The sequence below is a fragment of the Streptomyces sp. DH37 genome (genome assembly GCF_029813835.1).
GTDB lineage: Bacteria > Actinomycetota > Actinomycetes > Streptomycetales > Streptomycetaceae > Streptomyces.
In genome coordinates, this window is the sequence record NZ_JARVKV010000056.1 from 1 (window position 1) to 21,739 (window position 21,739).

Genomic DNA, 21,739 nt, shown 5'->3' on the forward strand with positions numbered 1-21,739 from the left:
GGGGGCGGCTGCCTCCCCCGGAGCCGGCCCACCGGGCCGAGCCGGGGCGGGGGCCCGCCGACGGGCGCCGGGCCCCCGGGCGACGCCGGTCAGCGGACGGCGGGACGCCAGTCGCCGAGGTAGGCCGCCGGGGTGTGCTCGGCCGCCTCGGCGGCGGTGAGCCGCGGACGCTCGGCGGGATCGGTGACGGCCGCGCCCGGCCCGCGGTTGGCGTGCTCCCGGAAGAAGAAGCCCTGCCAGGGGTACTGCTCGCGCATGTTCGCGTACGGCGCCCGCGCGTCGATGCCGGCGCCGAGCAGGCTGTCGCGCACCACCAGGCTCGGACGGGCGGTCGGATCGCTGCTGGGCACCCACGGACGGGCCAGCTTGTACGCGCCGTCCGGGGCGGTGGTGGTGAGGCGGCAGCGGTGGGCGAGGTAGCCATACCGGGTGCCTCCGGCCGTCGACGGCGCGAAGACGAACCCGTACGGCCGGAAGTCCGCGTCCCGGTCGAGGGTGCGCAGTTCGCAGCCGTGGAAGACGGCGGTCGCCCGGCCGAAGACGAAGTCCACGTCGCCCTCGGCGTAGCAGCGGTGGAAGAACTGCCGCGCGGTGAGCGAGGCGTGCCGCGTGTCGGCGTACAGGGTGTCCTGGTGGCCGAGGAAGCGGCAGCGGTCGAACAGCGAGCGGTCGCCCATCACCTTGATCGCCACCGCCTGGGTGCCGCCGGTGATCTCCGGGTGGTCGGCGCGCAGCCAGTCGTTGGCGAAGGTGATCCGGCGGGCGGTGAAGCCGTCGGGCCGGGCGGTGACGGTGGCGCTGCCGGAGGTGCCGTACGTGCCGGACCCGTCGGGCCTGGGGGTGCCCGCGGCGTTGTCGTGGACGATCACGGTGTCGCGCGGGTCGCCCGTGCCACCCAGCAGGGTCAGCCCGGTCTTGCTCTCCGGGATCTGCACCGTCTCGCGGTAGACGCCGGGGGCCAGGACGATGGTCCAGGGCGTCCCGGGGCGGTCGGGGACGGCGTCGACGGCCGCCTGCACGGTGGTGAAGTCGCCGCTGCCGTCCGGCGCGACCCTCAGCCGGGGGCCGGCGTGCCGGTCCGCGGGGTCCGCGTGGGCCCGGCCCGCCAGGGCCAGGGAGAGGGCGGCGCCGGCTCCGGCGAGGAGGGCGCCGCGGCGGGTGGTGCTCACATGCGGTCCTTTCCGTCCTTGACCTTGAGCTTTCCGGCCCCGGCGTGCCGGTCCACCAGGTACGGGACGGCCAGCGGGTGGTGGACGCGGGTGCGCAGGGTCGGGGTCCAGCCCGCGTCGTCGCCGAGGAGGCGGTCGGGGTTGGCGGCGTTGTGGGCGGCCAGCAGGTCGACGTGCCGGCGGTTGACCCAGTTGTCGCGCTCCGTCATGGAGGTGCCGGGGGTCCACTGGCGGATGGTGTCGGCCGGGGTCAGGCCCTTGTGAAGGGTGAAGGCGTTGTGCTCGGCGACGAGCGCGGCCTCCTTGCCGATGCCCCAGGTGTAGCCGTACTTGGCGCCCTCGTTCTGCTTGAAGTGGTTGTTGTAGGCGTCCACCTTGCCGAAGCGCACGCGCGGGGCGCGCTCGTTGACGTCCTCGAAGAGGTTGTGGTGGAAGGTGGTGCGCAGTTTGCCGCGGTCGTCGGCGGTGGCGGAGTCGCTGTTGCCCAGCAGGATGGTCTTGTCGTGCTCGGTGAAGACGTTCCAGCTCACGGTCACCAGGTCGGCGCCGCGCACGATGTCGAGCAGGCCGTCGTGCTGCTGGAAGAGCTGCCCGAAGTAGCGGGGCTGCTCGCTGTCGGGGCGGCGGCCGTCGGTGAAGGTGTTGTGGTCCAGCCAGACGTGGCGGGAGCCGTAGACCACGACGTTGTCGTACTCGGAGTTCCAGGCCCCGTTCTCGCCGTCGGTGGGGTCCCACTGCGGGAAGCAGTCGTAGGTGTCCTCGAAGGTGATGTTGCGGACGATGACGTTCTCCACGCCCCGGATCTGGAGGCTGGCGCCGAGGACGGTGGCGTCGCGGCCCACGCCGACGATGGTGGTGTTGGAGCCGACGGCGAGCTTGACTCGCTTGTTCTGCTCGGCCGCCGAGGCGGCGCGGGCGTCCTCCAGCGGGCCCGAGGGCTCGGCGTCGCCCCAGACGGCGGGGTCGTACGCCTGGAGGTACTTCTCCAGGGTGTAGCCGTCGCGCTGGTAGTCCTCGCAGGTCAGCGGGTTGCCCTGGTCGTCGGCGTTGCCGTGGATCGTGCCCTTGACCTTGATGATCTTGGGGGTGTCGTCGCCGCCGTTCAGCGCCGCGGCCAGCTCGGCGCGGTTGGTGACGGTGAAGACGTGATCGGCGTCGGCGGCGGCGCCGCCGGTGGTGCCGCCCTCGGCGGCGGCCCAGCCGTCGTTCTCCGGCAGCACGGCGCGGGCGGGGTCCCCGCCGAGGCGCGGTGCGGCCTGGGCGGGTACGGCGAGGGCGGCCAGGGCCAGAGAGGCGCATCCTGCCAGGGCCATGACACGCGCTTGGCACACTTTTCTCTGCACTGCGGCTCCTTCGGTCTCGTTTCGGTGGTGACGGGGACGGCGACGGTGGTGACGGGGTGCGGGGGCCGGACGGCCGCGGTGCGTCAGCCGGCCGTCCAGGTGATCACGCTCTCCGGGACGGCGTCGTCCAGCCGCCGGATCGCGCCCGGATGCGGCAGCCGCCGCTCCTTCAGGCCCCGGGCCGCCATCCGGGCGACCTCGATGGCCCCGCGCGGCCGGAAGTGCGTGTTGTCCTGCTTGCCGCCGGGATGGTTCGGGTGCTCGCCGGGGGCGAGGTGGAGGAAGAGCTCCAGGGTGCCGTCGGGACCCAGCCGGTCCCACTCGGCGAGGCTCGCGGCCTGGACGTCGACCAGCGGCACGCCCTCGGCGGCGGCCAGCGCCCGCATCGCCTCGGGGTACTCGCCGTGGGTGGGCCTCGCCCGCCCGTCCGCGCCGAAGCGGCGCCGCTCGACGGGGGTGAGCAGCACGGGAAGCGCGCCGCGGGCGCGGGCGCCGTCGACGTACCGGCGCAGGTAGTCCTGGTAGGTGGTGTACGGGTCGGTGCCGCGGGCCGGGTCGCCCGTCTTCTCGTCGTTGTGGCCGAACTGGACCAGCAGCAGGTCGCCGGGGCGGATCGCCTCCAGGATCGGGGCCAGGCGGCCCTCGTCGTGGAAGCTCTTGGAACTGCGGCCGTTGACGGCGTGGTTGGCGACCGTCCAGCCGTGGCCCAGGAAGGCCGGCAGGGCCGTGCCCCAGCCTGCCTCGGGGGCGGCGGTGGCGGTCTTGGGCGCGGCGGTGGAGTCGCCGGCGATGTACACGGTGCCCCCGTGCCGGGGGCGGCCGGGGCCGCGGGCGGGAGCGGCGCCGGTGCGTGCGGTGGCGGCGTGTGCGGTGCCGGTGGCGGCGAGGGTGAGCGGGAGCGCGGCGAGCGCCGCGGCCGCGTGGCGGCGGGTGACGGGCACGGGGATACCCCTTGGCTCGGTCGATCGGCTCGGTGGTACCGGATGCGGGCGGGAGGCGGGGGCGGTGCGCGGCGGGGCGGTGCGACCGCCCCGCCGCGCCGGGGCCGTCAGCCCTTCTGCTCGCTCCACTCGGCCTGCGCCTCATTGAGCCGCTCCGCCAGGTCGTCGGCGAACTCCTTGGCCGTCATCTGGCCCAGCAGCAGCTTCTGGAAGTTGGGCTCGGTGTCGGCCTTGCTGATGCCGTTCCAGTCCGGCAGGTAGTACGGGAGCTGGACGATCTTGGTGCTCGGGTCGTCGAGCGACTCCATGGCCGCCTTGGTGGGCTTGGCCTCGTTGATCCACTCGTCGTCCGCGGCGTCGGTGTGGGCCGGGATGGCGCCCGCGGACTCGTTCCAGAGGCTGTTCATCTCGGCGGACGCGGCGAACTCGATGAACTTCCAGGCCGCGGCCTTGTTCCCGCTCGACTTGAACAGCCCCATCCCGTCGACCGGGTTGGAGACCAGGGTGCGCGGACCGCCCTCGGAGGAGGGCGGCATCGGCAGCCCGTCGACGCCGTCCTCGCCGAACGCCTTCACGTGGTCGGTGTAGGAGCCCAGGTTGTGCTGGAGCATCCCGACCTCGCCGCCGGTGAAGGTGGCGACCATCTTGGTGAAGTCGTTGTTCAGGTCGGCCTTGGGCGTGTACTTGTTGTAGAGGCCGACGTACTTCTCCAGGGCCTCGACGTTCTTCGGGTCGTTGACGGTGGTCTTGTCGCCGTTCCAGAAGTTCTCGATGCCGGACTGGGCGTACATCATCTCCAGGGCCTGGGCGACGGAGCCCGCGCCGCCCCGGATGGTGAAGCCGAACCGGTTCTTCTTCCTGTCGGTCAGCTCCTCGGCGGCCCGGTAGAAGTTCTCCCAGGTGGCGGGGGGCTCCAGACCGGCCTTGTCGAACATGTCCGTGCGGTACCACAGCACGCCCTGGTTGGCGGAGGTCGGGACGGTGAACAGGTCCTCCTCGCCGCCGGCGGCCCTGACGCTGTCGACCATGCCCTTGACCAGCTTGCCCTTCAGCGGGCCGTCCTCGATCCGCTCGCCGACCGGGTCCAGCGCCCCCTGGGCGACCATGTTGGCGAGGTAGGCGGTGCCGACCATGCCGACGTCCGGCAGGCTGTCGCCGCCGCCCTGGATGGCCGTGTCGTACTTGGACTGCACGTCGGCGATGGGTATGCCGACGTACTCGACGTCGATGTCCGGGTTCTCCTTCTCGAACTCGGTGATGATCTTCTTCCAGACATCGGTGCGCACACCGCCGTTGTTGTCCCAGAAGACGATCTTCCCCTTGCCCTCGCCCTCGCTGCCCGTCTCGGTGCCCGAGTCGCCGCAGGCGGTGGCGGTCAGGGCGAGGGACGCGCTGATGCCCAGGGCCAGCAGGGAGCGGGCACGGGATCTGCGGCTCTTGTTTCCACTCATCGTCGAGTCTCTTTCCTGGATCGTGCGTTTCCGCGTGGGTGTTCGTGGGGTGCGGGTGTGCGGTGTCCCGGGGTGTGCAGTGGTATGCGGTGGTGTCCGGTGGGCCGGCTCAGGTGGAGCGGAACCGGGTGAAGGCCGCCGTTCCGGCCGGTCCGCCGCCTTCGGGAGCGGTGGCGAACAGGCCGAGCTGGGCGCCGACCCAGCGCCAGGGGGTGGCGGCGAAGGGCGGGCCGGAGGGGATGAATCCGGTGTCGTCCCCGGTGCTCGCCGAGAACAGGCAGCGGGCTCCGGGGAGGAGTTCGACGCGCAGGCGCGCGCGGCCGTCCGGTGCGGGCCGGGGGTGTGCGGCGTCCCGCTCGCGATCGGCGGCGGGCTCGGCGAAGCGGTGCACCAGACGGGTTCCGGAGGCGTCCCGCTCCAGGCCGATCCAGGCGAACGCGTCGCCCAGGACCGCCAGTCCGGCCTTGGCGCCGGTCCGCGCGCCGTCCAGCCGCAGCTCGACCTCGACCGCGCACGGGCGGCCGGGCATCCGCTGGACCAGCACGTTCGGCAGCCGGCGCAGGTCGTGGCCGTCGGCGGTGCGGCGGCAGGCCAGCCACAGCCCGTCGCCGGAGTGGGCCACCGTCCAGCCCTGCCCCGGGTTGGCGGTCCAGGACCACTGGTGGCCGAAGCGCCCGCCGGGGAAGTCGTCGTCGGTGGCGGGGGCCGCCGGGCTCTCGGCGGGGACGGCGGGGACGGTGTGGACGGCGACGGGTTCGCCGTCGTCGCCGATCACCGGCCAGCCGGCTTCCTCGCCCCGGCTCCCGTCGGTCCAGCGCATCGGCTGGAGGTGCACCACCCGCCCGTACGCGCCGCGCTGCTGGAAGTGCAGGAACCAGTCGGAGCCGTCGGCCGCCCGCACCCACGCGCCCTGGTGCGGACCGTTGACGTCCGTGCCGCCCTGGGCGAGCACGATGCGCTCCTCGTAGGGCCCGAAGGGGTCCCGTGAGCGGAACGCGCCCTGCCAGCCGGTCTCCACCCCCCCGGCCGGAGCGAAGATCCAGTACCAGCCGTCGTGCCGGTAGAGCTTGGGGCCCTCCAGGGTGAACCAGCCGGGCAGCGCGTCGCCGTCGACGACCGTCCGCCCCTCGTCGAGCAGCTCACGGCCGTCGGGGCTCATCCGGTGGCCGGTCAGCCGGTTCTTGATCCCCGAGCGGGACTTCGCCCAGGCGTGCACCAGGTAGGCGCGGCCGTCGGAGTCCCACAGCGGGCAGGGGTCGATCAGTCCGCGGCCCGCCTTGAGCAGGTGCGGTCTGCTCCACGGGCCCCGGACGTCCTCGGCGCTGATCTGGTAGACGCCGTGGTCGGGGTCGCCCCAGAAGATCCAGAAGCGGCCGGCGTGGTGGCGGATGGAGGGCGCCCACACCCCGCAGTCGTGGCGCGGCGCGGCGAACGCCTGCTCCGGCTCCAGCCGCTCCAGGGCGTGGCCGATGATCCGCCAGTTCACCAGGTCGCGGGAGTGGAGGATCGGCAGGCCGGGGGCGCGGCCGAAGCTGGAGGCGGTCAGGTAGTAGTCGTCGCCGACGCGGACGACGTCGGGGTCGGACCAGTCGGCGTCCAGCACCGGGTTGCGGTACGTCCGCTCGGCGGCGGCAGGGGCCGCGGGGGCCGTCGCGGCCCGGGAAGGGGCCGCGGGGGCCGTCGCGGTCCGGGAAGGGGCCGTCACGCGATCGCCTCCTCGGTGAGCCGGGCGGCGATCCGGGCGGCGGCGGCCCGGTCCAGCCGCCCGTCGGCGACGCCGGTGACCACGCGCCGGACGACCGGCCGCCCGGCGGGCAGCGGCAGTCTGCGGTCCCAGGCCAGCGCGGAGCCCACGCCCGGGTACTCGGCGGCGCGTACGAACCACCGGTCGCGGCGGGTCTCCTCGGTGGCCCCGGCGAAGACCAGCGTCCAGGTGTCGGTCGCCATGGCCAGCCAGGGCGCCCGCGAGCCGTGCACCGCCTCCTCGCCCTCGGCCCGGTCGGTGAACACCTCCGGCGGGCGGGCCCCGATCGGCGGGCGCCAGAAGAAGCCGCCGTAGCCGGCGCCGGGACGCCCGTTGGTGGCCGGGCTGCCCACCGAGAGCTCCTCCCCGCAGACGTTGGTGAGTTCGGTGGTGAGGTCCAGCGCCCAGCAGCCGTCCTCCAGCTCCCGGGCGGTGACGGTGCGGCGCTCGGTCAGCAGCCGCCGCTCGCCCCGCTGCCAGGCGATCTCCTCGGTGAAACCGTCCTCCCGGCGGTCCGGCCAGCCCAGGTGGCGCTGGCATCCGTGGTTGTCCAGCTCGGCCGGTCCCCGGTCGCGGACGAAGGTGCGTCCTCCCCAGAAGTTGGCGCCGGAGACGTCCGGGACCGCCACGCTCACCCCGAGGTGGTGCACGTGGTCGGCGGGCCGCAGCTCGGTGACGACGGTGCCGCCCAGGGTGCGGACGGGGTGGAGGTACGGGCGCGGCGACTCGCGTCCGGCCAGGCGCGGCCGGTACTCGTAGCGGGCCACGAGCCGTCCGCCGCAGCGCAGTTCGGCGGTGCCGGCGGTCCCGGCGGTGCCGGTGTGCGACTCGGTCATGCCCCGGCCCCCTTCACCGCGGACTCCGCCGCGGGCACCTTCACGGGCGCCGTCACGGGCACCTTCACGGGCGCTGCCCAGGGGGCGCGCGGGCCGGAGCCGTCGGACAGCTCGGAGTACAGGGCCAGTTCCTCCGCCCCCGCCGCGACCAGGTCGTCGATGCCGGCGACGATCCGCCGGGCGGAGCCGTCGCCGCCCGCGCCGGGCTCGGTGCGCCAGGCGCCGGCGGGCAGCGGGCGCGGCTCGGGGGCGGTGCGGACGGCCTCCACCAGCCGCATGAAGGCGCCGGTGCGCTCGGGCGGCACCAGCAGCTCCTCGCCGTCGGCGAGGTGGGCCACGAGGTTGCGCAGCAGGTCGGTGCGGGCGTGCTCGGTGGTCTCGGGCGCCTGCCCGTCGCGCTCCAGCCGCAGGCGGTCCTGCTTGTACCAGAAGGTGATCCGGCCGCTCTCGCCGTGGACGACGACGTACGGTTCGCCGGGCCGCTCGGCGCACAGCGTCACGGCGGCGGTGATCTCGCCCGTCCTCCCGTCGCCGTGCGCGGTGCGGATGCGGACGCAGGAGGTGTCGTCGGACTCGATGGCGTTGGCGCGGTACAGCTCCAGCTCGATGCCGGCGACGTCCTCGGCGCGGTCGCCGCCGTCGATGCGCAGCGCGGTGGCCACGGCGTGGGCGAGGGGGTTGGTGAGCACCCCGTCCACCACGTCCCGGCCGTCCAGGCGCCGCCGCCCGGCCCAGGGGGCGCGGGCCCAGTACGCGTGGTCGCGGGACCAGGCCCCGGCCGCGCCGATGCCCCGCACCGCGCCGATCGCGCCCTCGCCGACCAGGTCGCGGACGGCGGTGACGGCGTGCGAGCCCAGCGACTGGAAGCCGATCTGGCAGGCGACGTCCGCCGCCCGCACTCCCTTCACCAGCCGCTCGAACTCGGCGTACGAGGGCGTGGGCGGCTTCTCCAGCAGGATGTGCACGCCGCGTTCGGCGGCGGCCAGCGCGAGGTCGGCGTGGGTGTGGATCGGGGTGCAGATCACGGCGATCCGCGCGCCGGTGCTCTCCAGCAGGGCGGGGAAGTCGGCGGACTGCTCGGGGCCGCCCAGGCCCTCCAGCTCGCCGGCCTCCAGCGGCTCCAGCTCGCAGATCCCGGCCAGGCGGACCAGGCCCTCCTCCGCGAGGCGGCGGATGTTCTCCAGGTGCCAGCGGCCGTGGCCGCGGGCGCCGGCCAGGACGACGGGCACGGGGGTGCGGACGGGCTCGGAGGAAGCGGTGGTCGTCATCAGCCCTTCACCGCCCCCGCGCTGAAACCGGTGATCAGCCACTTCTGGATGAAGGCGAAGATGATCACCACGGGCACGGCGGCGACCACGCCGCCCGCGGCGAGCGCGCCGAGGTCCACGCTGTCCGATCCGATGAGGGTGTTGAGGCCGACCGGGATCGTCTGCTTGTCCTGCGAGGAGAGGAACATCAGGGCGAACAGGAAGTGGTTCCAGCTGTGCACGAAGGCGAAGGAGCCCACCGCGATCAGTCCGGGGCGCAGCATCGGCAGCACGATGGCCAGGAACGCCCGCATCCGGGAGCAGCCGTCCACCCAGGCCGCCTCCTCCAGCGACTCCGGGACGTTCTTGATGAAGCCGCTGATGAGGATCATCGACAGCGGCAGCTGGAAGACCGTCTCCGCGATGATCACGCTCCACATGGAGTTGATGAGCTGGAGGTTGCGGAAGGTCTCGAACAGCGGGACGAGCATCAGCGCGCCGGGGATGAACTGCGAGCACAGCAGCGCCAGCATGAAGGCGTTCTTCATCCGGAACCGGAAGCGGGCCAGGGCGTACCCGCCGGCCAGCGCCACCGCCATCGTCATCACCATCGAGGCGATGCCGACCTGGGTGCTGTTGAGGAAGTAGGTGCCGAAGCTGCGCTCGTTCCAGACCTTCTCGAAGTGCTCGCCGGTCATCGGCCAGGGCACCAGCGAGGTGGACCCGTTCGGGCGGACCGCGAACAGCAGCATCCAGTAGAAGGGGATGAGCGTGAAGAGCAGGTAGATGCCCAGGGGGAGGTAGATCTGCCAGCGCGGCGGCCCGTCGTCGAGCTTCCGGCGCCGTGCCCTCCTCTCGGCCGGGGGCGGGGTCTCGCCGTCGGCCGGGACGGGCACGCGGGTGCCCTTCTCCACGAGTGCTGCGGTCACTTGTCGTCGCCTCCGAACTTGCTCAGGCGCAGGTAGAGGATCGAGCAGAAGAGCAGGATCACGAAGGCCACGGTGGTCAGCGCGGAGGCGTAGCCGAAGTCGTGGCCCTCGATGCCGGTGTTGGCGACGTAGAGCGGGAGCGTGGTGGTCACGCCCGCCGGCCCGCCGCCGGTGAGGGTGTAGAGCAGGTCGACGTTGTTGAACTCCCACACCGCGCGCAGCAGGGTGGAGAGGATGATCGCGTCCTTCAGGTGCGGCAGGGTGATGTGCCAGAACTGCCGGAAGCGGCTGGCGCCGTCCACCGAGGCCGCCTCGTACAGGTCCTGGGAGATGGACTGCAGGTCGGCGAGGATGAGGATCGCGAAGAAGGGGACGCCGCGCCACAGTTCGGCCAGGACCGCGGCCCAGAAGACGGTGCCGGTGTCGGAGAGGACCGAGGTGCCGTACTCGCCGATGCCGGCGTCCGCGAGGTAGCGGCTCAGCCCGGTGGAGGGGTTGTACAGCAGGATCCAGATGGTGGTGGTGAGCACACCGGAGACGGCCCAGGGGGAGAAGACCAGGGCCCGGGCGATGCCGCGGCCGACGAACGTCTGGTTGACGATCAGCGCGAGCGCCAGGCCGAAGACGAGCTGGAGGCCGACCTCGGCGACGACCCACTTGGCGCTGAAGGCGAGGGTCTGCCAGAACAGCGGGTCCTCGAAGAAGATCTCCCTGAAGTTGTCCAGACCCGCGAAGCCGTTCCGCCAGGGCTTGGTGACGTTGTAGTGCTGGAGGCTGTAGTAGAGGACGCTGAGCATCGGGTAGGCGATGAAGCCCAGCATCAGCAGCCCGGCGGGCGCGATCAGTACGTACGGCAGGCCGCGCTTCCCGGTGATCCCGGGCTTCCTCGGGCTCCCCGGTTTCCCCGGCCTCCCTGGCAGGGCGCGCTTCTTCGGCACGGCGGTGAGGGCCATTGCCGGTGCTCCGTTCTGTCGTCGAATGACTGTCGAACGTCGTTCGAGATGTCGTGTCGGCGGGTGGTTCGGACGGTGGTGCGGGCGGTGCCCGGCGGGCGGGTTCAGCCCGCGTAGGGTTCGGGGACCTCGCCGGGGCGGGCGAGGAAGGCGAAGTCGCAGCCGGTGTCCGCCTGGGTGATGTGCTCCTCGTACAGCGCCCCGTAGCCGCGGCCGTAGCGCCGCTCCGGCGGGCGCCAGGCGGCGCGCCGACGTTCCAGTTCGGCGTCGTCGACCTCCAGGCGCAGGGTGCGCGCGGCCACGTCGAGGGTGATCAGGTCGCCGGTCTCCACCAGGGCGAGCGGCCCGCCCACGTGGGACTCGGGGGCGATGTGCAGGACGCAGGCGCCGTAGCTGGTGCCGCTCATCCGGGCGTCGGAGAGCCGGACCATGTCGCGCACGCCCTGCTTGAGGAGGTGGTCGGGGATGGGCAGCATCCCGTACTCCGGCATGCCCGGCCCGCCCAGCGGCCCGGAGCCGCGCAGTACCAGCACGCTCTCGGCGGTGATGCCGAGGTCCGGGTCGTTGATGGTGGCCTGCATGGCGCGGTAGTCGTCGAAGACGACCGCGGGCCCGGTGTGCTTGAGCAGGTGCCGCTCGGCGGCGATGTGCTTGATGACCGCGCCGTCGGGGGCGAGGTTGCCGCGCAGGACGGCGACGCCGCCCTCGGCGGCGAGCGGGTCGTCGGCGGTGCGGATGACGTCGTCGTCGTGGACGAGCGCGCCGGCGATCTGCTCGCGCAGGGTGTCGTGGGCGACGGTGGGCCGGTCCAGGTGGAGGTGGCCTTGCAGCCGGGAGAGGAAGCCGGGCATCCCGCCCGCGTAGTGGAAGTCCTCCATCAGGTACTTCCCGCCGGGCCGGAGGTTGGCCAGCACCGGCGTGGTGCGGGCGATCCGGTCGAAGTCGTCCAGGGTGAGGTCGATGCCGGAGCGCCCGGCCATGGCGATGAGGTGGATGACGGCGTTGGTGGAGCCGCCCAGCGCGCACACGGTGGCGACGGCGTCCTCGTACGCCTCGCGGGTCAGGACGGTGGAGAGCCTGCGGTCCTCCCACGCCATCTCCACGATCCGGCGCCCGGCCGCGGCGGCCATCCGGGAGTGCCCGGAGTCGACGGCCGGGATGGAGGACGCGCCGGGCATGGTCACGCCCAGGGCCTCGGCCGCTCCGGTCATGGTGGAGGCGGTGCCCATCGTCATGCAGTGGCCGGGCGAGCGGGCCAGGCCGCACTCCAGCTCGGCCATCTCGCAGTCGCCGATGAGGCCGGCGCGCTTGTCGTCCCAGTACTTCCACATGTCGGTGCCCGAGCCGAGGGTCTCGCCGCGCCAGTGGCCGCGCAGCATGGGCCCGGCGGGGACGAAGACGGCGGGCAGGTCGGCGCTGGCCGCGCCCATCAGCAGGGCGGGGGTGGTCTTGTCGCAGCCGCCCATCAGCACCGCGCCGTCCACCGGGTAGGAGCGCAGCAGCTCCTCGGTCTCCAGGGAGAGCAGGTTGCGGTAGAGCATGGGGGTGGGCTTCTGGAAGGTCTCCGAGAGGGTGGAGACGGGGAACTCCAGAGGGAAGCCGCCGGCCTGCCACACCCCGCGCTTGACGGCCTCGGCGCGCTCGCGCAGGTGCTGGTGGCAGGGGTTGATGTCGGACCAGGTGTTGAGGATCGCGATCACCGGCTTGCCCAGGTGCTCCTCGGGGAGGTAGCCGAGCTGGCGGGTGCGGGCGCGGTGGCTGAAGGAGCGCAGTCCGTCGGTGCCGTACCACTGGTGGCTGCGGAGTTCCTCGGGGGCCCGGCGGGCGCGGGGGCCGTGGTGCCCGGTCATGCCGCCTCCCATCCCTTGACGATCGCGGCGACCTCGGCGCGCTGCTCCTCGGGCAGCGTCCGGCTCGGCGGGCGGACGTCGCGGCGGCACAGGCCGAGCTGGGCCAGGGCCTCCTTGACGACGGAGACGTTGTTGGCCGACTGCTGCGCGGCGCGCAGGTCCTCGAAGGCGCGGATGCTCTCCCACACCTCCATCGCGGCGCCGAAGTCCCCGGCGCGCAGGGCGCGGAGCATCTCGACCGAGATCCGCGGGGCGACGTTGACCAGGCCGGAGGTGAAGCCGGTGGCGCCGCAGGCGAAGTAGGCGGGCGCGTACAGCTCGGCCAGTCCGGCCACCCACACGAAGCGGTCCGCCCCGGCGTCGCGGGCGACGGCGGCGAAGCGGGCGGCGTCGGGGACGGCGTACTTGACGCCGATGACGTTGGGGCACGCCTCGCCGAGCCGGGCGAGCGCGGAGCCCTCGATCAGGGGGTTGCGCAGGTAGGGCACGACGCCCAGGTCGGGGACCGCCTCGGCGATGGCGCGGTGGTAGTCCACCCAGCCGGCCTGCGAGACGTAGGGGTTGACGGGCTGGTGGACCATCACCATGCGCGCCCCGGCGTCACGGGCCTGCTCGGCGGCGGCGACCGCGGTGGCCGGGTCGTGGCCGACGCCCACGACGACCTCGGCCTCCCCTCCGGCGTCCGCCACCTCGGCCACGGTCAGCTCGACCTCCAGCCGCCGCTCCTGGGGCGTGAGGGAGTAGAACTCGCTGGTGTTGCCGTTGGGGGTGACGGCGCGGATCCCGGCGTCCAGCAGCCGGCGGACCAGGGCCCGGTAGGTGTCGGCGTCCAGGCGGCCCTCCTCGTCGAACGGCGTGACCGGGATGGCCACGACGTCGGCGAGGGCGGCGCGCTGGGGGGAGAAGTCCGTCATGCCTGGACCTGACCTTCCTGGTTCTCCATGGCCGGGAAGGCCCGGCGGACGAATCCCTCGATGTGGTCGCGCAGCAGCCGGGCCGCGCCGTCGGCGTCCCCGTCCAGGGCGCGGGCGAGGATCTCCCGGTGCTCGGCGGCCTCGCGCTCCCAGGAGGGCACGGCCTCCCAGGCGACGGTGGACACCAGCGCCGCCTGGTCGCGCAGGTCGTCGAGCATCCGCGCCAGCAGCGGGTTGCCGCAGGGCAGGTACAGGGCGCGGTGGAAGTCCCGGTTGGCCAGGGAGCGGTCGGCGCGGTCGGCCGCGGCGTCGGCCCGCTCCAGCGCGGCCCGGGCCCCGGCCAGGTCGGCCTGCGTGGCGACGGTGCGGCGCAGCGCCTCCGGCTCCAGCAGCAGCCGCACGTCGTAGACCGAGCGGGCCATCGAGGCGTCCACGGTGCGCACGGTGGCGCCCTTGTACTCGCTCATCACGACCAGCCCGCGGCCCGCGAGGGTCTTCAGCGCCTCGCGGACCGGGGTCTTGGACACGCCGAACCGTGCGGCCAGCTCGGTCTCCACCAGGGGCTGCCCGGGCGGGAGCTGGCCGGTGAGGATGGCGTGGGTCAGATGCTCCATGACGTACTGCGTCCTGGAGGGGACGGGTACCGGTGCGAGACCGGTCAGTGGGGCTCTCATGCGGGCGGCTCTCAGGTCGGCTTGGCGACGGGCGTACGGAAGACGGCGTGCGACGGCACCCGGGGGCGCGGCGCACACCGCGCATACGGCATCTCGTATACGACGTATGGCGTATGACGTATGAGGTATGGCGTACGACGTGCGGTGGGAAGAAAGTAGGGCGGCCCCCGGGCTCCGTCAACGGTTCTGACAGAACTTTCGAGGGCCGTCCTGAAAGCGCTTACCGTGCGCGACGGCGGAAGTGTCCGCGGTCACGCGGCGCTGCCGCCCGGCGGCGCGGTCGAGGCCGGTCGAGGCCGGTCGAGGCCGGTCGGAGTCCGCCGGGTTCAGCCGAGTCCGGCCAGCGCGGCGCGGACGGCCGCGAGGTCCGCGTCGGAGGCCAGGCCCGCGTGGTAGAGCCGCAGTTCGTCCGCTCCCAGCTCCCGGGCGTGCGCGGCGTCCTCAGCCAGCGCCGCCGGGCGCCCGCCCATGCCCTCGACCACCGTGAAGTTGGCGGCGAGCACGGTGGAGGGGGTGCGGTGCGGGCCGAACGGCGTGAGCACGGCCTCGCGCTCGGCGCCGTCCCCGGTGCACGGCAGCACCACCCCGTCGGCCAGGGCGAGCACGCCGGCGGGGTCCACGCCGACGTTGGCGCCGCAGCGGTGGGGCGCGGGATCGGCGTGCAGCAACACCCGGAATCCTTCGATCCGTTGGGCCTCGGCCGCCTTCCGGACGGCCCCGACGACCTCGTTTCGGAAAGCGCTCGCTACCTGGTCGCGCCACCCCGCCGCGGCACCGGCGAGCTCCGGTCCGAGCAGCTTCCCCACCTCCTCCCACTCCTCCGCGCGCCCGCCGGCCGCGTCCGTCCGCTCCCCCGCCCACAGCGGCTCCAGGGCGCCGGTGACGGCGCGCCGCAGCCGCTCGGGTTCGGCGCCGTGCGCGGCGTACCCCGCCTCGCAGTCCGGGCAGAAGCACAGCGACATCAGGTACTGGCCGGCGCCGCCGAGCCGCACCCCGCCGGTCTTGTCGTGGGCGCTCAGGTGCCCCAGTCCGTACCAGCCGCAGGACTCCAGCTCCACTCCGCGCGCGCCGGGGCGTACGGCGGCCTCGGCGGCCAGGGAGGCGGCGTAGGCGCGCACCTCCCCGCGCGCGATGCAGGGGGCCCAGGGGTAGCGGTCGCCGTAGGCGTTGCGGACGGTCAGGCCGGGGTGCTCGGCCCCGAGCCGGGTGTTGTGGGCGAGGATCACCCAGGAGTGCACCTCCAGCCCGGCGTCGGCGAGGGAGGCCGCGGCCTCGCCGTACGGGTCGTCGCCCTCGACCCACTCCTGCGCGTACGGGCGCGGCCTCCGGCCCTCCCAGCGGGCCGGGTCCGCCGGGTAGTAGACGGCGGAGTGCCGGGCGGCGACGATCCGGTGGCGTGGGTGGCGCGGGGTGAGGGCACGGGTGGAGTGGTAGGCGGAGGCGAGGGTGACCTGTTCGACGCCGAGGTCGGCGATCCGGCGGGCGGCGTCCGGGTCGCCGACGACGTCCCAGGGGTAGACGAAGGCGGAAGCGCGCATCGGCAGCTCCTTGGTGGCTGGTGGGGCCGTTCGGGCCGGCCGGGCGGACGAACGGCCGAACGGGGAGGGGACGGGCGAAGGTTAGATCAGCGGCGCGGGCGACGGCAGGGGTCTCCGGCCCGCCACGGTCGTCCATGATGGCGTCCGCGGTACGCGTCTGTGAACATGCGGCGGAGCCGGTCCGCCCCGCTCCACCGGGGCTGACCAGTGAGGCCGCGCCGCGAGGCCCCTTGACCGGCTTCGGCGGAACTCCTCGGTGCGCCCTCGCATGTGAATCCCGTTCACCGGTGGAGACGCCGATGCCCGCGCCCCGCACGGTCCCGCCCACCGGTGCCGCCGGCGTCGTCGGCACCCTGATGCGCGACCCGCCGCCGCCCCGCGGCTACGGGCCGCGGCTGCTGGACGCCCGCCCGGTGCAGGGCGCGCCGGACGCCGTCGTCACCGGTCCGTGCGACACCGCATCGGCTCCTGCTTCCCCGAACCCACCTCGGTGCGCATGCCTTCGGTCCGGATGGGCCCGGCCGACGGGGCCCGCCTCCCGCACGCCGCACTGACCGCCGGCCCGCGCCCCGGGACGCCGGCCCCAGGACGACTCCGAGCCGTACGCGGCCGAACTCATCGCCGAACAGGGCGAACCCGGCCCGGACGACCCGGAGCACGCCTGCCCGGGCGGCGCGTTCCGCCCCCTTCCGGCCGCCTGGCAGGAAGGGGTCTGGACGTACTCCCGTTCGGGCATGATGACTCCGAACGATCAAGGGCGGCCCTCCCCGCGGCGGCCGCCGACGGGGAGGGGTTCATCATGGACATCGTCAGCTGGCTGGTGCTGGGGCTGGTCACGGGGGTCGTCGCCAAGATCCTGCTGCCGGGCCGCGACCCGGGCGGGCTGGTCGGCACGACGCTGATCGGCATCGTCGGGGCGTTCGTGGGCGGCTGGCTGTCGGCGACCTATCTGGACCGCCCGGTGGAGCGGGACTTCTACGACCCGGCGCTGTGGGTCTCGGCCGTCGCGGGCTCCCTGGTGCTGCTGATCGCCTACCGCCTGCTGTTCGGCCACTCGCGCCCGCCCCGCTGAGCGCCCGGCGCCGGGCCCCGGACGGGCGAGGTAATGGAACCGTAAAGCGAAGTCGTCCGTTATCCGGACCATGACTGCAATGACTCCCGGTTCGAACCTCCCCCTGTCCGCGGCCCGCGTGGCGGTGGACGTCACCGCACCGGTACGGCTCGACGTCTCCGGCCTGCTGATCGCCGCGGACGGCAAGGTGCGCTCCGACGAAGACTTCGTCTTCTACAACCAGCCGTCCGCGCCGGGGGTGGCCCACAGCTCCGCCGGCGGCTCCGACACCATCACCGTGGACACCGCGGCGGTGCCCGCCGACATCGAGAAGGTCGTGGTGACGGCGAGCCTCGACGCCCCGGGCGCCACCTTCTCCGGCACCGAGCCCACCGCGACCATGCGGGACGCGGGGAGCGGTGCGGTGGTGGCCACCTTCACCCCGCCCCGGCTGGGCGCGGAGACGGCGCTGGTGGTCGTCGAGGTGTACCGCAGGGGCGGCGCGTGGAAGGTCCGCGCGGTCGGCCAGGGGTACGCCGACGGGCTGGCGGGCATCGCCACGGACTTCGGCGTGACGGTGGAGGAGCCCGCCGCGACCGCACCGGCGCCCACCGCTCCCCCCGCGACCGCGCCGGCTGCACCGCCGGCACCGGCCGCGCCGCCCGCCGCCGCGCCCGCCCCCGCTCCGGCCTCCGCCCCCGGGAAGATCAACCTGGACAAGGGCCGGGTCGACCTGCGGAAGCACGAGACCGTCTCCCTGGTCAAGGGCGGCAAGCCGCTGCTGACCTCGGTCCGGATGGGCCTGGGCTGGGAGCCCGCCTTCCGCGGCAAGAACGTCGACCTCGACGCGTCGGTCATCGCCTACGACGCCAATCGCAAGAAGATCGACAACTGCTACTTCGGCAAGCTCGCCATCCTGAACGGGGTGATCCAGCACTCCGGCGACAACCTCACCGGCGAGGGCGCGGGCGACGACGAGGCCATCACCGTCCACCTGGGCGGTCTGCCGCCCCAGGTGACGGGTCTGGTCTTCACGGTGAACTCCTTCTCCGGGCAGAAGTTCACCGAGGTCGCCAAGGCGTACTGCCGCCTGATGGACGCCGCCACCGGCGAGGAGCTGGTCCGTTTCGACCTGACCGGCTCCGAGCCGCGCACGGGCGTGCTGATGTGCAAGCTGATCCGCCAGTTCTCGGGCGAGTGGGAGATGACGGCGCTGGGCGACTACGTCGACTCCCGCACGGTCCGCGGCATGGTGAAGCCCGGCGGAGCGGCCCTGTAGGGGACGGGCGGGCATCACACGGGGGAGCGGCGGAGGAGACCTCGAAGGAGACCGCGGAGGGAATCCCGGAGGAGTCGCGGAGGAGTCGCGGAGAAGCCGTGAAGGCCCTGCGCGGGGGCGGCGATCGCGCGTCCGGGCGGTCGGCGGGAGTGATATCCGTCGCATCCGCCGACGGGGTCGGCGCCCCCAACTCCCCGTACCGACGGGAATGTTCGCAGGTCAGCAGCCATTTCGGGCATTTGCGGAGCGATTGAGGTTTGAACCGCACAGGGGGAGGGAAAGCAGTGGGACCTGCCGATGTCATACCCAGCCCCTACGCTGGTTCCATGTCCACCACTCCCGAGCAAGGATCCCCGAGCCCCCAGCGCCAGACGCCCGCCCAGGCGAACGAGGCGCTCCGCGCCTTCGTACGCGCCCACGGAGACCGCCCCTGGTCCCGGGCGGAGCTGGCCGAGCTGGACCGGCTGCGGGCCCTGTGGCGGGCGGCCGAGCGGACCGGGATCACCACCGCGGCCTGAGACCGCGCATGACCGAGGGCCCGCGGGAGGTGACCTCCCGCGGGCCGCGTCACGCGGTACCGCAACCGCCGGCGGCGGCGCCTCAGGGGCGCCGCCAGGGGCCGGTGATCGCGAGCAGGATGCCCGGCTCCTGGATCCCGGCGAACAGCGTCCGGCCGTCCCCTGAGAAGCAGACCCCGGCGAACTCGCTGTACTCCGGCTCCTCCGGCGTGCCGATGTTCACCTCGTTGCGCGCCAGGGGGAAGACCCGGCCGCGGTCGTCGGCGGCCATCAGGTGCTGGAACCCCTCGCCGTCCTCGGCGATGATCACCCCGCCGTGGGGCGAGACCGTGATGTTGTCCGGGCCGTCGAGGCCGCCGGGGGCCAGCGGGTCGCGGTTGACGCCGAAGCGCAGCTTGAGGGTGAGGGTCCGGCGCCGGGGGTCGTAGAACCACACCTGGCCGTCGTGGGGCTCCCCCGGGCTGTCCTCGTCGCGGGCGTAGGAGGCCACCACGTACGCGCCGCCGTCGGCCCACCACATGCCCTCCAGCTTGCGGGCGCGGGTCACCTCGCTCCCGGTGAACTGCCTGCGGACGGGCACCTCGCGGGCGTCGCGGTCGGGGACGTCCACCCAGTCCACCCCGTAGACCGTGCCGGGCCGCACCGCGCGGGAGAGGTCGTCGACGAACCGGCCGCCGGAGTCGAAGCAGCGGAACGCCTGGAGGGTGCCCGCGTCGTCGGCGAGCGAGCGCAGCATCCCCCGCCCGTGCCGGAAGCCGTGCGGCGGCACCCACCGGAACAGCAGGCCGTTGGGGTCGGAGTCGTCCTCCGTCAGGTACATGTGGCCGCGCCGGGGGTCCACGACGACGGCCTCGTGGTCGAAGCGGCCCAGCGCCTTGATCGGCTTCGGGTCGCGGTTGGCGCGCCGGTCGTGCGGGTCGACCTCGAAGACGTATCCGTGGTCGCGGGTCATCCCGTTCTCCCCGGCCCGGTCGGAGTTCTCCTCGCAGGTCAGCCAGGTGCCCCAGGGGGTGACCCCGCCCGCGCAGTTGGTGGAGGTGCCCGCGATGCCCACCCACTCGGCGAGCTTCTCCCCCTCGCGCGAGACCTCCACGACCGTGCAGCCGCCCGCGGCGGCCGGATCGTAGACCAGGCCCTCGGCGAGCGGCACGGGGTGCTCCCAGCCGCCGCGGGGCCCCTTCAGCTCGTGGTTGTTGACCAGCAGCGTCCTGCCCCGCGGCCCGTCGAAGGCCGCGGTGCCGTCGTGCTTGGCGGGGGTGTACTCGCCGGTCTCCAGCCGGGTGACGCCGCAGTGCGTGAGGACGCGGTACGAGAAGCCCGCCGGCAGGGCGAGGATCCCCTCGGGGTCGGGCACCAGCGGACCGTGGCCCCGCGGCCCGTCGCCGCCCTCCCGCCCGTCGTGGTCGTCACGGCTGTCACGGCCGTCACCGCCCTGGGCGCCGAACGCGCCCGAGGTGCCGGCCAGGAAGCCCACACTGCCCGTGAGGGCGATCCCGGCCCCGGCCACGACCGACCGCCTGGTGAGGTCTGTGCGGCTGACTCCGCTGCTGGTCGGCATCGTCTCTCCCGTCGGCTCTGCGCGATGGCACGATGCCGACCACGATCCCGCCCTCCGGCGAACGCGGGTTGAACGCGGTCCGAACCGGTCGGTTCAGCCGCGCGACCGCGCCCTGTACGCCGCCTTGCGGGCGTCCTTCGCCGCCTTGCGGTCGGGGTGCACGCGGCTCATCGCCTCCAGCACCTCCCCGGTCGCCGGGTGGTCGACGCGCCACGCCTTGTCGAAGAAGCCGCTGTGCTGGTCGACCAGGCCGCGCACCAGCTCGCGCAGCTCGTCCGACTCGCCCCCGTCCCCCTCGGTGGCCAGCTGGGCGGCCAGGGTGTCCACGGTCAGCCAGAAGACCATCTCCTCCGACGGCGCCGGCACGTCGGCGAAGCCGCGCTCGGAGAGCCACACCCGGGCCAGTCCGCCCAGGTGGCCGTCGTCGAGGACCTCGCGCAGGGCGGGCTCGGCCTCCGCGCCGGTGAGCGAGAGGGCCTGCTGGCAGGCCAGACGGCGGCGCGGCGCGTCCCGGTCGTCGCCGCGGGCGGCGGCGAGGAGTTCGCGGGCGGCGTCCAGGGGGGCGCGCCGGGCGAGCCACAGCTCGATCTCGGAGCGGGCGGCCTCCTCGCCGTGGCCGGGCAGGGCGGCCAGCAGCGTCCCGGCGCTCTCCTCCGCCAGGTCGCCCACGACCGGGGCGTGGACGCCGGCCTCCAGCATCCGCTGCCGCACGCCGTACAGGCCGAGCGGGGTCAGGCGGACCATGCCGTAGCGGGCCACGTCCTCCTCGCCGAGGTCGTCCGCCCCGTCGAGGTCGTCCAGGACCGCGGAGTCGCCGGGGGCGTTCCCGTCGACCTCCTCGATCAGGGCGGTGTCCACGGGCCGGTAGGCGATGATCCCGGTCGGTTCCAGCACCCGGAACTGCTCGTCCAGCTTCACCATCGTCACCGAGACGTCCTCCAGGACGGAGTCGGTGGGGTGGTCCATGTCCTCGGGGACGACCATCGAGGCGGCGAGCACCGGCAGCGGCACCATCGCCCCGGCCGCCACGGCGGGGTCGGTGGCGGTCAGGACGTAGAGGTTGCCCAGTGCGCCGTCGAGGAAGTCGGCCTCCTCCTCCGGGTCCCAGTCGAGCGCGTCGAGGTCGAGGGAGTCGGGGTCGGTCCGGCCCTCCCCGTCGGCGCCGCCCGGTTCGCCGAGCAGGTCCTCCAGGGCGGGGGTGGCGGCGTCGGCGAGCGCCGCCTCCAGGCCGCCGCGCCAGACGTCCAGGACGTCGGCGGGGCCGCCCCCGGTCAGCAGGGACAGCTCCTCGCCGGGGACCGCCGTGCCGTCGCCGTCCCCGGCGTCCGCTGCGTCCTCGCCCTCGGCGTCCCCGGCGTCCGCTGCGTCCGCTGCGTCCTCAGGGTTCTCGGGGTCCTCGTGGACCTCCAGCAGACCGGTGTCCAGAGCCGTGTCCCACGCCCACGCGGCCTGCGCCGTCCCGTCCTCGTCCCCGTCGAGACCGAGGTGGGCCGCGGCCTCCGCCAGCCGCTCGGCGGACAGCTCGCCCCCGGCTCCGACCCGGACGCCCTCCCCCGCCCAGCGCGCGAGCCGGGCGGCCCGGGACAGCAGCGGCGAGGCCAGTGCGTCCCGCGCCAGTTCGGCTTCGGCGGGCAGCCGTACGGGCGGCACGGTGGGACGGTCGTCACCGGTCATGGGTGAGGTGCTCCTGGGTGAGACGGGCGGTCGGGTCGCTGCCCCAGCGTAGACGGCTTCCGCTTCCGCC

The 21,739-nt window shown here is 73.9% G+C and carries 18 protein-coding genes and 1 pseudogene; 4 read left to right on the plus strand and 15 right to left on the minus strand.

What is annotated here, in order from left to right; all coding sequences use genetic code 11:
• Positions 1 to 89: 89 nt before the first annotated feature.
• The 13 genes from QC029_RS23195 to QC029_RS23255 form a co-directional block, all read right to left on the minus strand.
• Positions 90 to 1,169, minus strand: a complete 1,080-nt coding sequence (locus tag QC029_RS23195; RefSeq protein ID WP_279557697.1) for a pectinesterase family protein — start codon at positions 1,167 to 1,169, stop codon at positions 90 to 92.
• Complete coding sequence (locus tag QC029_RS23200) at positions 1,166 to 2,482, minus strand: polysaccharide lyase family 1 protein (protein WP_279557698.1); 1,317 nt, start codon at positions 2,480 to 2,482, stop codon at positions 1,166 to 1,168. Before QC029_RS23200 ends, QC029_RS23195 begins: the two co-directional genes overlap by 4 nt.
• 113 nt (positions 2,483 to 2,595) lie before the next feature.
• A complete protein-coding gene (locus tag QC029_RS23205) occupies positions 2,596 to 3,453 on the minus strand; it encodes a rhamnogalacturonan acetylesterase (RefSeq protein ID WP_279557699.1) in 858 nt (285 codons plus the stop codon).
• Positions 3,454 to 3,560: 107 nt separating this feature from the next.
• Complete coding sequence (locus QC029_RS23210) at positions 3,561 to 4,904, minus strand: sugar ABC transporter substrate-binding protein (RefSeq protein WP_279557700.1); 1,344 nt, start codon at positions 4,902 to 4,904, stop codon at positions 3,561 to 3,563.
• A 109-nt stretch (positions 4,905 to 5,013) separates the two neighbouring features.
• Positions 5,014 to 6,507, minus strand: coding sequence for a glycoside hydrolase 43 family protein (locus QC029_RS23215; RefSeq protein WP_279557736.1), 1,494 nt, complete (start codon positions 6,505 to 6,507; stop codon positions 5,014 to 5,016).
• Between the two features lie 98 nt (positions 6,508 to 6,605).
• A complete protein-coding gene (locus QC029_RS23220; protein ID WP_279557701.1) occupies positions 6,606 to 7,484 on the minus strand; it encodes a PmoA family protein in 879 nt (292 codons plus the stop codon).
• Entirely contained in the window at positions 7,481 to 8,752 is a 1,272-nt protein-coding gene (locus tag QC029_RS23225; RefSeq protein WP_279557702.1) for a Gfo/Idh/MocA family protein, read from the minus strand. Before QC029_RS23225 ends, QC029_RS23220 begins: the two co-directional genes overlap by 4 nt.
• A complete protein-coding gene (locus QC029_RS23230) occupies positions 8,752 to 9,660 on the minus strand; it encodes a carbohydrate ABC transporter permease (protein ID WP_279557703.1) in 909 nt (302 codons plus the stop codon). Before QC029_RS23230 ends, QC029_RS23225 begins: the two co-directional genes overlap by 1 nt.
• A complete protein-coding gene (locus QC029_RS23235; protein ID WP_279557704.1) occupies positions 9,657 to 10,613 on the minus strand; it encodes a carbohydrate ABC transporter permease in 957 nt (318 codons plus the stop codon). The genes QC029_RS23230 and QC029_RS23235 overlap by 4 nt, the downstream gene beginning before the upstream one ends.
• A gap of 104 nt (positions 10,614 to 10,717) precedes the next feature.
• Positions 10,718 to 12,463, minus strand: coding sequence for an L-arabinonate dehydratase (gene araD / locus QC029_RS23240; RefSeq protein WP_279557705.1), 1,746 nt, complete (start codon positions 12,461 to 12,463; stop codon positions 10,718 to 10,720).
• Complete coding sequence (locus QC029_RS23245; protein ID WP_279557706.1) at positions 12,460 to 13,377, minus strand: dihydrodipicolinate synthase family protein; 918 nt, start codon at positions 13,375 to 13,377, stop codon at positions 12,460 to 12,462. The genes araD and QC029_RS23245 overlap by 4 nt, the downstream gene beginning before the upstream one ends.
• Complete coding sequence (locus QC029_RS23250) at positions 13,374 to 14,051, minus strand: GntR family transcriptional regulator (RefSeq protein WP_279557707.1); 678 nt, start codon at positions 14,049 to 14,051, stop codon at positions 13,374 to 13,376. The genes QC029_RS23245 and QC029_RS23250 overlap by 4 nt, the downstream gene beginning before the upstream one ends.
• Before the next feature lie 326 nt (positions 14,052 to 14,377).
• On the minus strand, positions 14,378 to 15,589 hold the full coding sequence (locus QC029_RS23255) for a hypothetical protein (RefSeq protein WP_279557708.1): 1,212 nt from the start codon (positions 15,587 to 15,589) through the stop codon (positions 14,378 to 14,380).
• Positions 15,590 to 15,888: 299 nt separating this feature from the next.
• Here QC029_RS23255 and QC029_RS23260 point away from each other — a divergent pair.
• The 4 genes and pseudogenes from QC029_RS23260 to QC029_RS23275 form a co-directional block, all read left to right on the plus strand.
• Positions 15,889 to 16,269: pseudogene (locus QC029_RS23260) on the plus strand (hypothetical protein); the annotation flags it as partial.
• A gap of 119 nt (positions 16,270 to 16,388) precedes the next feature.
• Positions 16,389 to 16,661, plus strand: a complete 273-nt coding sequence (locus tag QC029_RS23265; RefSeq protein ID WP_279557709.1) for a GlsB/YeaQ/YmgE family stress response membrane protein — start codon at positions 16,389 to 16,391, stop codon at positions 16,659 to 16,661.
• A 79-nt stretch (positions 16,662 to 16,740) separates the two neighbouring features.
• Entirely contained in the window at positions 16,741 to 17,919 is a 1,179-nt protein-coding gene (locus QC029_RS23270) for a TerD family protein (protein ID WP_279557710.1), read from the plus strand.
• A gap of 326 nt (positions 17,920 to 18,245) precedes the next feature.
• On the plus strand, positions 18,246 to 18,437 hold the full coding sequence (locus QC029_RS23275) for a hypothetical protein (RefSeq protein ID WP_279557711.1): 192 nt from the start codon (positions 18,246 to 18,248) through the stop codon (positions 18,435 to 18,437).
• 82 nt (positions 18,438 to 18,519) lie between these two features.
• On the opposite strand, the gene QC029_RS23280 is transcribed toward QC029_RS23275, so the two are convergent.
• Both QC029_RS23280 and QC029_RS23285 read right to left on the minus strand, forming a co-directional pair.
• Positions 18,520 to 19,995, minus strand: a complete 1,476-nt coding sequence (locus QC029_RS23280) for an alkaline phosphatase PhoX (protein WP_279557712.1) — start codon at positions 19,993 to 19,995, stop codon at positions 18,520 to 18,522.
• Positions 19,996 to 20,088: 93 nt separating this feature from the next.
• The gene (locus QC029_RS23285; RefSeq protein WP_279557713.1) at positions 20,089 to 21,669 is read right to left on the minus strand and encodes a hypothetical protein; all 1,581 of its coding nucleotides are present in this window, start codon (positions 21,667 to 21,669) and stop codon (positions 20,089 to 20,091) included.
• Positions 21,670 to 21,739 lie beyond the last annotated feature (70 nt).

Coding starts and splice junctions, on each gene's coding strand:
- QC029_RS23225 (WP_279557702.1), bottom strand. CDS start 8,752: ATGACGACCACCGCTTCCTCCGAGCCCGTCCGCACCCCCGTGCCCGTC.
- QC029_RS23250 (WP_279557707.1), bottom strand. CDS start 14,051: ATGAGAGCCCCACTGACCGGTCTCGCACCGGTACCCGTCCCCTCCAGG.
- QC029_RS23275 (WP_279557711.1), top strand. CDS start 18,246: ATGTCCACCACTCCCGAGCAAGGATCCCCGAGCCCCCAGCGCCAGACG.
- QC029_RS23245 (WP_279557706.1), bottom strand. CDS start 13,377: ATGACGGACTTCTCCCCCCAGCGCGCCGCCCTCGCCGACGTCGTGGCC.
- QC029_RS23235 (WP_279557704.1), bottom strand. CDS start 10,613: ATGGCCCTCACCGCCGTGCCGAAGAAGCGCGCCCTGCCAGGGAGGCCG.
- QC029_RS23270 (WP_279557710.1), top strand. CDS start 16,741: ATGACTCCCGGTTCGAACCTCCCCCTGTCCGCGGCCCGCGTGGCGGTG.
- QC029_RS23255 (WP_279557708.1), bottom strand. CDS start 15,589: ATGCGCGCTTCCGCCTTCGTCTACCCCTGGGACGTCGTCGGCGACCCG.
- QC029_RS23265 (WP_279557709.1), top strand. CDS start 16,389: ATGGACATCGTCAGCTGGCTGGTGCTGGGGCTGGTCACGGGGGTCGTC.
- QC029_RS23210 (WP_279557700.1), bottom strand. CDS start 4,904: ATGAGTGGAAACAAGAGCCGCAGATCCCGTGCCCGCTCCCTGCTGGCC.
- QC029_RS23200 (WP_279557698.1), bottom strand. CDS start 2,482: ATGGCCCTGGCAGGATGCGCCTCTCTGGCCCTGGCCGCCCTCGCCGTA.
- araD (WP_279557705.1), bottom strand. CDS start 12,463: ATGACCGGGCACCACGGCCCCCGCGCCCGCCGGGCCCCCGAGGAACTC.
- QC029_RS23285 (WP_279557713.1), bottom strand. CDS start 21,669: ATGACCGGTGACGACCGTCCCACCGTGCCGCCCGTACGGCTGCCCGCC.
- QC029_RS23220 (WP_279557701.1), bottom strand. CDS start 7,484: ATGACCGAGTCGCACACCGGCACCGCCGGGACCGCCGGCACCGCCGAA.
- QC029_RS23280 (WP_279557712.1), bottom strand. CDS start 19,995: ATGCCGACCAGCAGCGGAGTCAGCCGCACAGACCTCACCAGGCGGTCG.